This is a genomic window from Limnohabitans sp. Hippo4, from assembly GCF_003063605.1.
Lineage (GTDB): Bacteria > Pseudomonadota > Gammaproteobacteria > Burkholderiales > Burkholderiaceae_C > Limnohabitans_A.
Genome location: NZ_NESE01000005.1, coordinates 144,594 through 157,050, shown reverse-complemented (window position 1 = coordinate 157,050; position 12,457 = coordinate 144,594). Strand labels below are relative to the sequence as shown.

Annotated in this window: 17 protein-coding genes; 9 read left to right on the top strand and 8 right to left on the bottom strand. The window is 55.0% G+C overall.

Annotation, left to right across the window (positions count from 1 at the left end):
- Positions 1 to 176 precede the first annotated feature (176 nt).
- From dbpA to B9Z46_RS13085, 3 genes are all read left to right on the top strand, one after another.
- Positions 177 to 1,589 (top strand): ATP-dependent RNA helicase DbpA, encoded by a 1,413-nt coding sequence (gene dbpA / locus B9Z46_RS13095; RefSeq protein ID WP_108257077.1) that lies wholly within the window; start codon positions 177 to 179, stop codon positions 1,587 to 1,589.
- 75 nt (positions 1,590 to 1,664) lie between these two features.
- Positions 1,665 to 1,934, top strand: a complete 270-nt coding sequence (locus B9Z46_RS13090; protein WP_108257076.1) for a BrnT family toxin — start codon at positions 1,665 to 1,667, stop codon at positions 1,932 to 1,934.
- Complete coding sequence (locus B9Z46_RS13085; protein ID WP_055361695.1) at positions 1,918 to 2,112, top strand: hypothetical protein; 195 nt, start codon at positions 1,918 to 1,920, stop codon at positions 2,110 to 2,112. Before B9Z46_RS13090 ends, B9Z46_RS13085 begins: the two co-directional genes overlap by 17 nt.
- A gap of 16 nt (positions 2,113 to 2,128) precedes the next feature.
- On the opposite strand, the gene ybeY is transcribed toward B9Z46_RS13085, so the two are convergent.
- Together ybeY and B9Z46_RS13075 are read right to left on the bottom strand one after the other, a co-directional pair.
- Positions 2,129 to 2,581 carry an rRNA maturation RNase YbeY gene (gene ybeY / locus B9Z46_RS13080; RefSeq protein WP_108257075.1) on the bottom strand — a complete coding sequence of 151 codons (453 nt, stop codon included), beginning with the start codon at positions 2,579 to 2,581 and terminating at the stop codon, positions 2,129 to 2,131.
- 5 nt (positions 2,582 to 2,586) lie between these two features.
- Positions 2,587 to 3,543, bottom strand: a complete 957-nt coding sequence (locus B9Z46_RS13075; RefSeq protein ID WP_108257074.1) for a PhoH family protein — start codon at positions 3,541 to 3,543, stop codon at positions 2,587 to 2,589.
- Between the two features lie 99 nt (positions 3,544 to 3,642).
- Between B9Z46_RS13075 and ruvA the strand changes: the two genes are divergently transcribed.
- Positions 3,643 to 4,215, top strand: a complete 573-nt coding sequence (ruvA, locus tag B9Z46_RS13070) for a Holliday junction branch migration protein RuvA (RefSeq protein ID WP_108257073.1) — start codon at positions 3,643 to 3,645, stop codon at positions 4,213 to 4,215.
- Positions 4,216 to 4,224: 9 nt separating this feature from the next.
- On the top strand, positions 4,225 to 5,277 hold the full coding sequence (ruvB, locus tag B9Z46_RS13065; protein WP_055361691.1) for a Holliday junction branch migration DNA helicase RuvB: 1,053 nt from the start codon (positions 4,225 to 4,227) through the stop codon (positions 5,275 to 5,277).
- Positions 5,278 to 5,320: 43 nt separating this feature from the next.
- Here ruvB and B9Z46_RS13060 read toward each other — a convergent pair whose 3' ends face one another.
- The 5 genes from B9Z46_RS13060 to B9Z46_RS13040 are packed head-to-tail and all read right to left on the bottom strand — an operon-like array spanning position 5,321 to position 8,870.
- Positions 5,321 to 5,959, bottom strand: a complete 639-nt coding sequence (locus B9Z46_RS13060; protein WP_055361690.1) for a histidine phosphatase family protein — start codon at positions 5,957 to 5,959, stop codon at positions 5,321 to 5,323.
- Between the two features lie 22 nt (positions 5,960 to 5,981).
- On the bottom strand, positions 5,982 to 6,644 hold the full coding sequence (locus tag B9Z46_RS13055) for a hypothetical protein (protein WP_108257072.1): 663 nt from the start codon (positions 6,642 to 6,644) through the stop codon (positions 5,982 to 5,984).
- 43 nt (positions 6,645 to 6,687) lie between these two features.
- A complete protein-coding gene (gene ttcA / locus B9Z46_RS13050) occupies positions 6,688 to 7,659 on the bottom strand; it encodes a tRNA 2-thiocytidine(32) synthetase TtcA (RefSeq protein WP_108257123.1) in 972 nt (323 codons plus the stop codon).
- 4 nt (positions 7,660 to 7,663) lie between these two features.
- A complete protein-coding gene (locus B9Z46_RS13045; protein ID WP_055361687.1) occupies positions 7,664 to 8,047 on the bottom strand; it encodes a dihydroneopterin aldolase in 384 nt (127 codons plus the stop codon).
- A gap of 7 nt (positions 8,048 to 8,054) precedes the next feature.
- Positions 8,055 to 8,870 (bottom strand): SDR family oxidoreductase, encoded by an 816-nt coding sequence (locus B9Z46_RS13040; protein ID WP_108257071.1) that lies wholly within the window; start codon positions 8,868 to 8,870, stop codon positions 8,055 to 8,057.
- Between the two features lie 19 nt (positions 8,871 to 8,889).
- On the opposite strand from B9Z46_RS13040, the gene B9Z46_RS13035 reads away from it, so the two are divergent.
- The 4 genes from B9Z46_RS13035 (at position 8,890) to infA (ending at position 11,100) form a co-directional block, all read left to right on the top strand.
- Complete coding sequence (locus tag B9Z46_RS13035) at positions 8,890 to 10,011, top strand: class I SAM-dependent methyltransferase (RefSeq protein WP_108257070.1); 1,122 nt, start codon at positions 8,890 to 8,892, stop codon at positions 10,009 to 10,011.
- A gap of 11 nt (positions 10,012 to 10,022) precedes the next feature.
- The gene (locus B9Z46_RS13030; RefSeq protein ID WP_055361684.1) at positions 10,023 to 10,217 is read left to right on the top strand and encodes a DUF2905 domain-containing protein; all 195 of its coding nucleotides are present in this window, start codon (positions 10,023 to 10,025) and stop codon (positions 10,215 to 10,217) included.
- A 343-nt stretch (positions 10,218 to 10,560) separates the two neighbouring features.
- Positions 10,561 to 10,806, top strand: coding sequence for a hypothetical protein (locus tag B9Z46_RS13025; protein WP_055361683.1), 246 nt, complete (start codon positions 10,561 to 10,563; stop codon positions 10,804 to 10,806).
- Positions 10,807 to 10,833: 27 nt separating this feature from the next.
- Complete coding sequence (gene infA / locus B9Z46_RS13020; RefSeq protein WP_055361682.1) at positions 10,834 to 11,100, top strand: translation initiation factor IF-1; 267 nt, start codon at positions 10,834 to 10,836, stop codon at positions 11,098 to 11,100.
- 26 nt (positions 11,101 to 11,126) lie between these two features.
- On the opposite strand, the gene B9Z46_RS13015 is transcribed toward infA, so the two are convergent.
- Positions 11,127 to 12,416: a multifunctional CCA addition/repair protein gene (locus B9Z46_RS13015; protein WP_108257069.1), complete on the bottom strand. Its 1,290-nt coding sequence runs from the start codon at positions 12,414 to 12,416 to the stop codon at positions 11,127 to 11,129.
- Between the last annotated feature and the right edge of the window lie 41 nt (positions 12,417 to 12,457).

Below are 12,457 nucleotides of genomic sequence, written 5' to 3'. Positions count from 1 at the left end.
CAGATCAACATTAATTCCCAATTCAAGGGGCAAAAGCCTGAGGGGGGCTGAACGATTTCTGGTACTCCAGTATGAGGAAGCCCCCCTCAGGCTTTTGCCCCTTGGATTGACAAAATTAATGTTGATCTGACCCCAATTGTTTTTCACCCCAACTCACTCACACGCATAATCGACGCATGAACGAAAACAAAAATGATTTTGCGAAGCTGAGTTTGTCGGCTTCGATGCTGGGCAATTTAGAGCAGTTGGGCTATTTGCAAATGACGGCCATTCAGGCGGCCAGTTTGCCTGTGACTTTGGCGGGCAAAGATTTGATTGCGCAGGCCAGTACGGGCAGTGGCAAAACGGCTGCGTTTGGCATTCCCTTGGTTGAAAAAATTTTGCCCGCAGACTTTGCCGTGCAGGCCATGATCTTGTGTCCGACCCGTGAGTTGGCTGACCAAGTGAGTCAAGAAATTCGACGCTTGGCGCGTGCGGTGGGCAATGTGAAAGTGGTCACCTTGTGTGGCGGCGTTGCGTTGCGGGGCCAAGTGCTGAGTTTGGAGCACGGCGCGCACGTGGTGGTGGGCACCCCCGGCCGCATCATGGACCATTTGGAGCGCGGCTCTTTGAAACTCAAAGGCCTCAAAACCTTGGTGCTAGATGAAGCCGACCGCATGCTCGACATGGGTTTCTTTGAAGACATCGCCACTGTAGCCAGACAGTGTCCGCAGAATCGTCAAACGCTTTTGTTCTCTGCAACCTATCCTGAAGGCATTGCCAAGTTGGCCACGCAGTTCATGAAAGAGCCGCAAACGGTGAAAGTGGAAACGCAGCACAGCGCCAACAAGATCAAACAAATATTTGTGCAGGTGAAAGAGTCTGAACGCCTGCATGCCGTGTCGATGGTGTTGAACCATTTCCGTCCTACCTCCACGCTGGCCTTTTGCAATACCAAAGCGCAGTGTCGCGATTTGGTGGCGGTGTTGCAAGCGCAAGGTTTCAGTGCGCTGGCACTGTTTGGCGAATTAGAACAGCGTGAACGCGACCAAGTGTTGATTCAATTTGCCAACAGAAGTTGCTCCGTGTTGGTGGCCACCGACGTGGCAGCGCGCGGCCTAGACGTGGCACAACTCGAAGCGGTGATCAACGTTGATGTCACGCCCGACGCCGAAGTGCACATTCACCGCATTGGGCGCACAGGTCGCGCCGATGCTGAAGGCTTGGCCGTGAGCTTGGCCAGCATGGATGAGATGGGTTATGTGGGCAAGATTGAAGTGCTGCAAGGCCGTGAATCTAGCTGGCAAGAGTTGAGTACATTCACGCCTGCTGGCAAAGACATGCTGGTACCCGCCATGGCCACCTTGCAAATTGTGGGCGGTCGCAAAGAAAAAATTCGCGCAGGAGATGTGCTTGGCGCACTGACAGGCGAAGCGGGTTACACGCGCGAACAAGTGGGCAAGATCAATGTGAATGAATACTCTACCTACGTTGCGGTAGCACGTGACATTGCGCGAGAAGCTGTTGCGAAATTGTCGCGCGGCAAAGTGAAGGGCAAGTCAGTGAAAGTACGTTTGCTGGAGGATGCTTCTGGCATTGAAAGTGAATAAAGAAAATCACGGCTGAGTGTTCCACTGACACTCAATGCATGACCATGAATGAAGGGCTAGCAGCATCATGGCTGGATGCACTTTACATGCGACCCCAACAAAAGCCGTGCAAATTATTCCAAACATGGCATAGTGCTTGAATTCGCTCAATATCTTGATTGGACGAAGGAAGTAGTTTGGCAGGATGTTCGCTACAACTACAACGAGGTCCGCATGAGCGGCTTGGTACCTTTGGAAGGCAAACTTTACGCAGTGGTGTATGTGTTGCGTGCTGAATCTACCCGAATCATCAGTTTGCGAACAGCAAACAAACGAGAGGTTAAGCGCTATGAAAAAAATCAGTAAAAATACCAAAGCCATGAAAATCATCATGCCAACGGATGAAGAAGACAGAGCCATCACATTGGCTGCGATGAGCGATCCAGACAATCAGCCTTGGACTGATGAAGATTTTGCAAAAATCAAAAAATTCTACAGATTTGGTGATGTGATGCCGAAAGCTTCCGATCTTCCATCGAAGTAAATCAGGCGCTTTAAAATCAATATGGGTTCTTAAACCCTAGCCTGTGCATGATCTTAATTTCATGCGCCTCCATGGCCTCTGCATCGGCCTCACTGGTTTCATGATCCCAACCTTGTGCATGCAGCGTGCCATGCACTAACAAATGCGCATAGTGCGCCTGCAATGTCTTGCCTTGCTCACGGGCTTCCTTGGCCACTACCGGCGCGCACAACACTAGGTCTGCCATCACCACAGGTGACTGCATGTAATCAAATGTCAGCACATTGGTGGCGTAATCTTTCTTTCGAAACTCACGGTTCAAACGCTGACCTTCTTCGGCATCGACAATGCGCACCGTGATTTCGCCATCAGCAGCCAAGCTGTGTCGAATCCAGCGAACAACTTTGTGACGCGGCAAGGCGGCACGATGACGCGCAGCGTAAGGGATGTCGCCAAATTGCAAAGACAAGTTAAGAGTGGAAAGTGCCATAAGTTTTAAGCATCAATCGATCGACTGCGCACCGTGGTTCTTTGTGCATCATAAGCATCCACAATGCGCGCCACCAAGGGGTGACGCACCACATCTGCACTAGAAAACCGCGTCATGGCGATGCCCTTCACGCGCCTTAAAACTCGCTCCGCATCAATCAAGCCACTGAGTTGCCCTTTGGGCAAATCAATTTGACTTACATCGCCCGTCACCACCGCCTTGGCGCCAAAGCCAATGCGGGTGAGGAACATTTTCATTTGCTCTGGCGTGGTGTTTTGTGCTTCGTCCAAAATCACAAAGGCATTGTTCAAGGTGCGTCCGCGCATGAACGCCAAAGGTGCAATTTCAATGGCGTTCCGCTCAAAGGCTTTTTGCACTTTGTCATAGCCCATTAGGTCGTACAGGGCGTCGTACAAAGGGCGTAAATAGGGATCGACCTTTTGCGACAAATCGCCAGGCAAGAAACCTAAACGTTCGCCGGCTTCAACAGCAGGGCGGGTGAGCACAATGCGCTGCACACTGGCGCGCTCAAGGGCGTCGACAGCGCTGGCCACGGCCAAATAGGTTTTGCCTGTACCCGCAGGGCCAATGCCAAAGGTGATGTCGTGCGTGGCAATGTTGTCCATGTACAAAGCTTGCACGGGCGTGCGGGCTTTGAGGTCGGCGCGGCGGGTTTGCAGCGTGGGCACGTCGGGGTTGTTGGCCACCTCGGGGTCGCCGGCCATCATCAGTTGCAGCGAATCTTCTTTGAGGGGCCGATCGGCCATTTCATAGAGTGCCTGCAGCAACTCCAGCGCTTGTTGCGCCCGCGCCTTGGGGCCGTCGATCTTGAACTGCTCATGCCGATGGGCAATTTTGACCTGCAGGCCAGCCTCGATGGTGCGCAAATGCGCGTCCATGGGGCCGCAAAGATGCGTCATGCGGGTATTGTTGTGCGGCGTGAAATTGTGTCTGACAATCAAGCTGATAATCCTCAGTGGAAAATAGACATCCAAGCCAGGGGCATCGATGTCTGACCCCCTAATGATAGGCACTTATCTGATGAAGAAGAACGGCACGCCATGATTGGTCAGTTAACAGGCACTTTGATCGACAAAAACCCACCCGAAGTGATGGTGGATTGCCATGGTGTGGGCTACGAGGTGAGTGTGCCCATGAGCACCTTCTACAACCTGCCGGCCTTGGGCGAAAAAGTGAAGTTGCTCACGCATTTTGTGGTTCGCGAGGATGCGCAGTTGCTGTACGGCTTTGCCACAGCTGAAGAACGCGCAGCCTTCAGGCAGTTGATCAAAATTTCAGGCGTCGGCCCCCGCACCGCATTGAGTGTGTTGTCGGGAATGGGCGTGGCCGATTTGGCGCAAGCCATTACCCAACAAGAAGCGGGCCGCTTGGTCAAAGTGCCCGGCATTGGCAAGAAAACCGCCGAGCGTTTGTTGCTAGAACTCAAAGGCAAATTGGGCGCCGACTTGCTCACCACAGGCAGCACATCACACGACCACGTCAGCGATATTTTGCAAGCCCTGGTGGCTTTGGGCTACAGTGACAAGGAAGCTGCTTTGGCCTTGAAATCTTTGCCCGCTGATGTGGGTGTGAGCGATGGCATCAAAATGGCACTCAAGGCCTTGGCCAAATAAACGGACACCATGAGCATTCAAACCGACGACTTTGGAACACCGCCGCCGCCCGCGCGCATGGTGGACGCCACACCCGAAACGCCTCAAGAAGAAGCCATTGAGCGCGCCTTGCGCCCCAAGTTGCTGGACGACTATGTGGGCCAAGCCAAGGTGCGCGAGCAACTGGAGATTTTCATTGGCGCGGCCAAAATGCGCGGCGAGCCGCTAGACCATGTGCTCTTGTTTGGCCCGCCCGGTTTGGGAAAGACCACCTTGAGCCACATCATTGCCGCCGAGCTGGGTGTGAACTTGCGTCAAACCAGTGGCCCCGTGCTTGAAAAGCCCAAAGACCTGGCGGCATTGCTCACCAATTTAGAAAAGAACGATGTGCTCTTCATTGACGAGATTCATCGTTTGTCGCCCGTGGTGGAAGAAATTTTGTACCCCGCCTTAGAGGACTATCAAATCGACATCATGATTGGTGAAGGCCCCGCAGCACGCAGCATCAAGCTCGATTTGCAGCCTTTCACCTTGGTGGGTGCCACCACCCGCGCAGGCATGCTGACCAACCCTTTGCGCGATCGCTTTGGCATTGTGTCGCGCCTGGAGTTTTACACCCCTGAAGAGTTGGCGCGCATTGTGACGCGCAGTGCCAGCCTGCTCAAAGCACCCATGGATGCAGCCGGTGGTCAAGAAATTGCCAAGCGTTCCCGCGGTACGCCGCGCATCGCCAATCGCTTGCTGCGAAGAGTTCGCGATTACGCCGATGTCAAAGGCGTGGGCCACATCACACACGACATTGCCAAACGTGCTTTGTCCATGCTGGATGTCGACCCTGAAGGTTTCGATTTGATGGACCGCAAATTATTGGAAGCCGTGATTCACCGTTTCGATGGTGGCCCTGTGGGCTTGGACAACATTGCCGCCAGCATTGGCGAAGAACGCGACACCATTGAGGATGTGATTGAGCCCTACTTGATTCAGCAGGGCTTCTTGCAGCGCACGCCGCGTGGCCGCATGGCCACCTTGGCGGCCTATCGCCATTTGGGTGTGACACCGCCCAAAAGCTTCACGCAAGACTGAAACAAGCGGCCAAGCAAAAGCCGCAAGCTCGGTGTCAGCCGCTTCAGAATTCGTCGCGCGTGGTTTCGTCTAAATGCGACGTGTCGGCCCAACCGACCAAGGTGACACTTTGCGGTGTCCACAGCAAGCGGTTGATGGCGGTGTTGGTGAGCGTCCATGAGCGCGGCGCTTGCAAATCCAGGCCAGTGGCAATGCGGTACAACAAATCCATCACGCCGCCATGTGCAAACAAAGCAATGTGTTGCCCCACGTGTTGGGCCGCTAAATCGTCCAAGGTTTGACGCACGCGCTGTTCCATCACGACCAAAGATTCACCACCTTGAGGCGGCGCCCATAGTGGATCGCGTTTGCGCCACCGCATGGAATCTTCTGGCAGGTCGCGTTCAATTTCGGCAAAGGTTTTGCCTTCAAAGGCGCCAAAGCCGCGCTCGCGCAAACCGGGATGGCTGATGGCCTCTAAGCCTTGCTGCACAGCCACAGCAGTGGCGGTTTGATGGGCGCGTTTTAAATCGCTGGTGTACACCGCATGCAAGGGATCTTGCGCGGCCAAGGCTTTGGCCAATTGCGCGGCCTGCCACTCGCCTTTGGCATTGAGGGGGATGTCGAGTTGGCCTTGGATGCGGGTGTCGACGTTCCAAGCAGTTTCGCCATGACGGATGGCCAGAATTCGGGTAGCTTGCATGCGCAAAAATCAGATTCAAATGTCAGCGTGAAATGGTGGTGTCAACGCGTCGGTTTCGGACTTGGGGGTTGGGAAATCCTTGCAAGGCGGCGGCCATCATGGCGGACAAAATATTGGCGTGATCGGCCCAAGGGCCTTCATGCGTGGCTTTGGTTTGATACACCACATTGCTGGTGTTCAAATCGCGAATGATGATGCTGACTTCTTGGGCGTAACCAGAAGGCGGTGGAAAACCAGCGCGGCCAAAGGGTGGCAAACCTGTGCTCATGCCAACGCCCACACCAACGCCGTGTGCACGGTAGCCAGAGCCCACGCTGATTTGCAGGTGGTTGGCCCAAGGACTGCGAACAGGTCGGCCCCAAGGGTCTGCAATGAACTCAGCGGTGCGCACGCCCACCCAAATGGTGTACTGGGCTTCGAGGTCGTTGCGCGTCCAGCCCAGTGGCGCCAAGGCAGACTCCAGCTGAACTTCGGCCCAACCCGCTTGCGGATTGTTGACATCGGCTGGCAAGCGGTCCCAGCGGTAAAAGGCTTTGCTGGGTGCAGAACCTGTCCATTGCGGGGTGGACTGAACTTGGCTTTCAATGATGCGAACGTTGGTGCATGCATTGATCAGCAACATACTGGCCGTAACGGCCAGCAAGAAGATGCGTTTCGTGCTTTGAGACATGGCAGGCTGTTTCATGTTTGCCTCCTAAAGAAATGCGTGTTGGGCAAATTCACTCGGTTCAGAGTTGCACCACTTGCACACCTTGCAAGCTGGCCATCACATTGGGCGATTCAAAGCTTTCTTCGTCAAATGCTTTGTCGCCATCGGGATTGGGCTTGCCTGTGATTTGCAGATTTTTAAAGTCGTGCAATTGGGCGTCCATCAAGTGGGAGGGCACCACGTTTTGCAATGCGGCAAACATGTTTTCAATGCGGCCTGGGTATTTTTTCTGCCAGTCGCGAATCATGTTGCCAATTTGTTTGCGCTGCAGGTTTTCTTGGCTGCCGCAAAGCGTGCATGGAATGATGGGGAACTGACGGTGTTCGGCCCAGCGTGTCAGGTCGGCTTCTGCCACATGGGCCAGCGGGCGAATGACCATGAACTCACCGTTGTCGCTCAGCAATTTGGGCGGCATGCCTTTGAGCTTGCCACCAAAAAACATGTTGAGGAAAAAGGTTTGCAGCATGTCATCGCGGTGATGGCCCAAGGCCAGTTTGTTGCACTTGAGTTGACCGGCCACCTTGTACAAAATACCGCGGCGCAAACGGCTGCACAAACTGCACATGGTTTTGCCTTCGGGAATTTTGTCCTTCACGATGGAGTAGGTGTCTTGCGTTTCAATGTGAAACGGGATGCCCAAACTGCCCAGGTAAGCGGGCAAAATTTCTGCAGGAAAGCCAGGCTGCTTTTGATCGAGGTTGACAGCGATCAGCTCGAAGTTAACAGGCGCACGCTGCTTCATCTTCATCAAGATGTCGAGCATGCCGTAGCTGTCTTTGCCGCCCGACATGCAGACCATGATGCGGTCGCCTTCTTCAATCATGTTGAACTCGCTGATGGCCTGACCCACCTGACGGCACAAGCGCTTTTCGAGCTTGTGCGTTTCGCGTTCAATCTTGATGGCCTTGGCTTTTTGCTCGGCTTGTTCGGCCAGCGCATCGGCATCGTCGGCCACAGCTTCTAGCCAGCTGTTTTGGGTGGGTGCATTCATGGGTTCACCATTGTCCTGTTTCCATGCGAATGGCAACTTCGCAATCTTCAAAAATTTCGAGTTTGGCAATCTTCACGCGCACACCTTTAACGCCATGCAACTGCATGAGGCGGTGCGCAAGTTTGCCGATGAGGCTTTCGAGCAAGTTGACGTGCTCGGCCGTGCATTCATCGATGATGATTTTGCGCACCTTGCGGTAGTCCAGCACATTGCTGATGTCGTCGTCGCGCGGCAGCAAGGGTTGGGGGCCGAGGTTGAGTTCGGCGTCCACTTGAATGGGCTGGGGTGCTGTTTTCTCGTGTTCCAAGATGCCCAAGTTGGCATCAAAGCGGAGGCCTGTGAGCGTGAGGGTTTGGTTGCCTGAGGTGGCTGTGGGGGTGGCCGTCATGGGGTGCTCACATCAAAGAAAAATCGCGCTCGAACTTCATCAAGTGCTGTCCGCCATCGACCAACAAGGTGGTGCCTGTGATGGCGCGGTTTTGCATGGCAAACACCACGGTGCTCACCACATCCTGGGCGGAGGAGGAGCGGCCCAAGGGGCTGAGCTTGTGCAGTTGTTGAAACTTGTCATCGTCCAGCATGTGGCTGGTGAGTGTGAGGCCAGGGGCCACGCCCACCACGCGCACTTGCGGCGCCAAGGCTTGCGCCAACAAGGTATTGGCCGCTTCCAGTGCCGCCTTGGACAAGGTGTAACTTAAAAAGTCGGGGTTGGGGTTCCACAACTTTTGATCGAGCATGTTGATGACCACGGCTTCGGCAGCGGGTGCCTGACGAGCTTGGCAATGCTGATGCAAAGCCTGCGCCAACACAATGGCGGCGCCAGTGTTGGTGGCCCAATGCTGCGCCATGTTGGCATAACTGAAGCTGTGAATGTCATCGTGCTCGAACAAGGCGGCACTGTTGACCACACCGTGCACCTTGCCCAGTTGGGCGGCCACTTGGGGCAACAGATTGCGGGTGGCTGTTTCGTCAGCCAAGTCGGCTTGAAAAATAAACCGGTGCGGGTCCAATGAAGCGGTGGCTGCGTTCAAGGCCAAACAATCTTTGGCCGTTTGCAAAGCTTCAGCTGCAGAGCTTTTGTAGTGCACTGCCACTTGCCACCCCGCTTGGGCCAGGCCCAAGGCGATTTCTCTGCCCAAGCGCTTGCCAGCGCCTGTGACCAGGGCTGTGCGCGGTGCCATGTGAGGCGCAGAAGAAAAAGATGTCGACATTCGGGGACAATCGGGGGTGATGACAGAAGCTCATAGTTTAACGACCGCCATGCTGGCGCGGGTGCACAAGGCCATTTTGGCGGCCGACGGCTGGTTGCCGTTTGATCAGTTCATGGCCTTGGCCCTGTACGAGCCCGGTTTGGGCTATTACGCCAACCAGCACCCCAAGTTTGGCCGCATGCCCCAGTCGGGCAGTGATTTTGTCACGGCCCCCGAGTTGTCGCCCTTGTTTGGCGCCACCTTGGCCCAACAGGTGGCCGAAGCTTTGAGCGCCACAGACACCGACGAGGTGTGGGAGTTTGGTGCGGGCAGCGGCGCATTGGCGTACCAGTTGCTGAGCGAACTGCAGCGTTTGGGCTGCAAGCTTAAACGCTACAACATCATGGACTTGTCCAGCACCTTGAAGGCCAGACAGCAGGCCAAGTTGGCCGAGTTTGGCAGTCAGGTGCAGTGGCTCAGCCAATGGCCAGAAGCGATGCAAGGCGTGGTGGTGGGCAATGAAGTGCTCGATGCCATGCCGGTCAAATTGCTGCACAGAATCCAAGGCGTTTGGCACGAGCGCGGGGTTGTGGTGGCCCATGAAACCCCTGATGGCTTGGCTTGGGAAGACCGGCCGACGGCATTGCGTCCCCCCTTGGAGCCTGTGGGTGAGCACGATTACCTGACCGAAATTCAAGCGCAAGGCGAAGCCTTTGTGGCCAGCTTGGCAGAGCGCCTGTTGGCCAGTGAGAAGGGCGGTGCGGCTTTCTTTCTGGATTACGGCTTTCCAGAGTCGGAGTTTTTTCACCCCGAGCGCCACATGGGCACGGTGATGTGCCACCAAGCCCACAAGGCTGATGCCAATCCTTTGGCGGCGGTGGGTTTGAAGGACATCACGGCCCACGTGAACTTCACGGGCATTGCATTGGCCGGACAAGATGCGGGTTTGAATGTGCTGGGCTACACCAGCCAAGCGAGGTTTTTGCTGAATTTAGGTTTGGCTGAACGCATGGCCGCTTCTGCTTTGCTTGAACGGGCTCAGGCCATGAAGCTGATCAGTGAGCATGAAATGGGCGAGCTGTTCAAGGTGGTTGGCTTTGCCACACACGCGCACTGGCAGGCCCAAGGATTTGCAGCGGGCGACCGCAGCCATCGGCTTTAAGCCTAGCCCCTATGCTGCGCTGGCTCATCGTGACATTTCTGGCCCTGGTGCTGATCAGCTGGGTCAGGCCGTGGATGGAAAAAATGGGTCTGGGCAAATTACCCGGTGACTTTCATTTCAAATTGTTTGGCCGCGAGTGGTTCATTCCCTTGGCCAGCACCCTGCTTTTTAGCTTCGTGATCAGCCTGATTGCAAAGTTTCTATAAATAAGCAGACAAGTTTTAAAACATTTGTGTTACAGTTCGCGTTCGTTGAAGGTCTTTGACATCGAAACAAAGACCTTCACGACAAGCGCGGTCCCTGCAAATTGCTTCATTTCTCGTATGAAGACCCATGCAGAAGAGCGGCGCACCCCCAAGTACGGGTGGGTTTGATTTCACGCTTCCCCCTTTTTTATGTGCCCCCAACGGGCATTCACCAGGCCAACACGACCTCCCTTCGCCCCTAAGACGGCATTGAACGGGTCATTTGGAGGCATTTGCAAGGCGTTTCAGCCCTCTGCAGGCGTCCAATGTGTTGCTCTGTACACACCAAATTTTTAGCTTTTAGATGATTCATACGATTACTTTTGAAAATAACCCCCTCACCGTGGGAAAATACCGCATCGCCGCTTGTCCGCGCGCCTTGCCTTGTGGTCGCTTTGCGGCCCAAGTGTCAGTGGCCAGTGGACGTGGCAGTGCCAGTACCGATCGGGTGATGTGTTTTACCAATGACTTCGCCACCCGCGATGCTGCTGCCAACTTTGCGTTGGCACAAGGTTTGGATTGGGTGCGTGCTACCACGCAAGCCCACTGAACCCCCCAGAGAACCTGAAAGGAAAAAATGGCGAAAGAAGACTTGATCGAACAGATGGGCGTTGTGAACGAGGTTTTACCTGACACACGTTTTCGTGTGACCTTGGACAACGGTCACCAGTTGATCGCTTACTCAGCAGGCAAGATGCGCAAGAACCACATTCGCATTTTGGCGGGCGACCGCGTCACGCTGGAGTTGTCACCCTACGACCTCACCAAAGGCCGTATCAGTTTCCGTCATTTGGCAGGCCGTCCACCGGCTGCGCCACGCACGCCTCGCACACCTTCTCGTTAATTCGAGGTGTGCTCTGAGTTGAGTGCCTAGACCCACAAGTGGGCAATGGCCTCTACTCTGGCTTGATGTATTTTTTCGCCAACTGCAGGGCCCGTGAGGCCCTGTTTTTGCGCCTCGGCCGCTATGTCCGCGGTGGTCACAGACAACGCAGCCTCTAGCGCTTTGAGCAATCGCGATTTGGGTGCGTAGGCTGAATCTTCAAACCCAAGTCGACCTCGTGCATCACATTCGCAGGCCAACAAGATCTCGGGCCAACGATCGGGCTTTCGAATGGCATCGCAGCGTTCAAGCAAGCGCATCAATGCAGCCGCATTCAAGTCGTGACTGCGGTGAATGTTGCCGTGTTCACGAGCCACCACATCGGCCAACTCTTTGCACTCCACAGGGACACGCAGGCGCTCGCAAACTTGCTTGAGCAACTTGGCGCTGCGCTGTTCGTGGGCAATGTGCCTGGGCCACTCGCTTTGCGGCGTGGTGCCTTTGCCCAAATCGTGCATGAGGCAGGCCACGCGCACAGGCAGCGACGCATTCAACTGCGCACTCATGTCGAGCACCATCATGAGGTGCACACCTGTGTCGATTTCAGGATGATGCTCAGCGCGCTGCGGCACGCCCCACAAAGCATTCACTTCGGGCAACAAAACTTGTAGCGCACCACAGGCTTTCAGCACGTCAAACATGCGCGAGGGCTTTTGCGTCATCAGGCCTTTGGCCAATTCTTGCCACACCCGCTCGGGTACCAAATGTTCAACTTCACCGGCTTGCACCATGTCTTGCATGAGTTGCAGAGTTTCAGGGGCAATTTTGAACTCTGGAAAGCGGGCAGCAAATCGAGCCAGTCGCAGGATGCGCACAGGATCTTCGCGGAAGGCGGTGGTGACGTGTCGGAGGGTTTTGTTCTTCAGATCTTGCCAACCGTGATACGGGTCAATGCCGTGTGCTGAAAAGACGTCTTCCAATGTTTGGTGTGAGTTGGACGTCGATGCTGGATCCAGCAAGCCTGAATGCGCCTCTGGCAGTGCCATGGCATTGATCGTGAGATCTCGCCTTGCAAGGTCATCTTCTAAGGTGACATCAGGCGAGGCATGCACCACAAAGCCTTTGTAGCCTGGTGCGGTTTTGCGCTCGGTGCGCGCCAGGGCATATTCCTCGCGCGATTGCGGATGCAAAAACACAGGGAAATCTTTGCCCACAGTTTGATAGCCGAGTGCCGTCATGTCAGCAGGCGTTGCGCCTACCACCACCCAATCTTTGTCTTTGACAGGCTGACGCAGAAGGGCATCGCGAATGGCCCCGCCCACACTGAAAATTTGCATCGTCATGGTTTGCGTCGATTCAGTGAAGCGCGGCAGGCTTT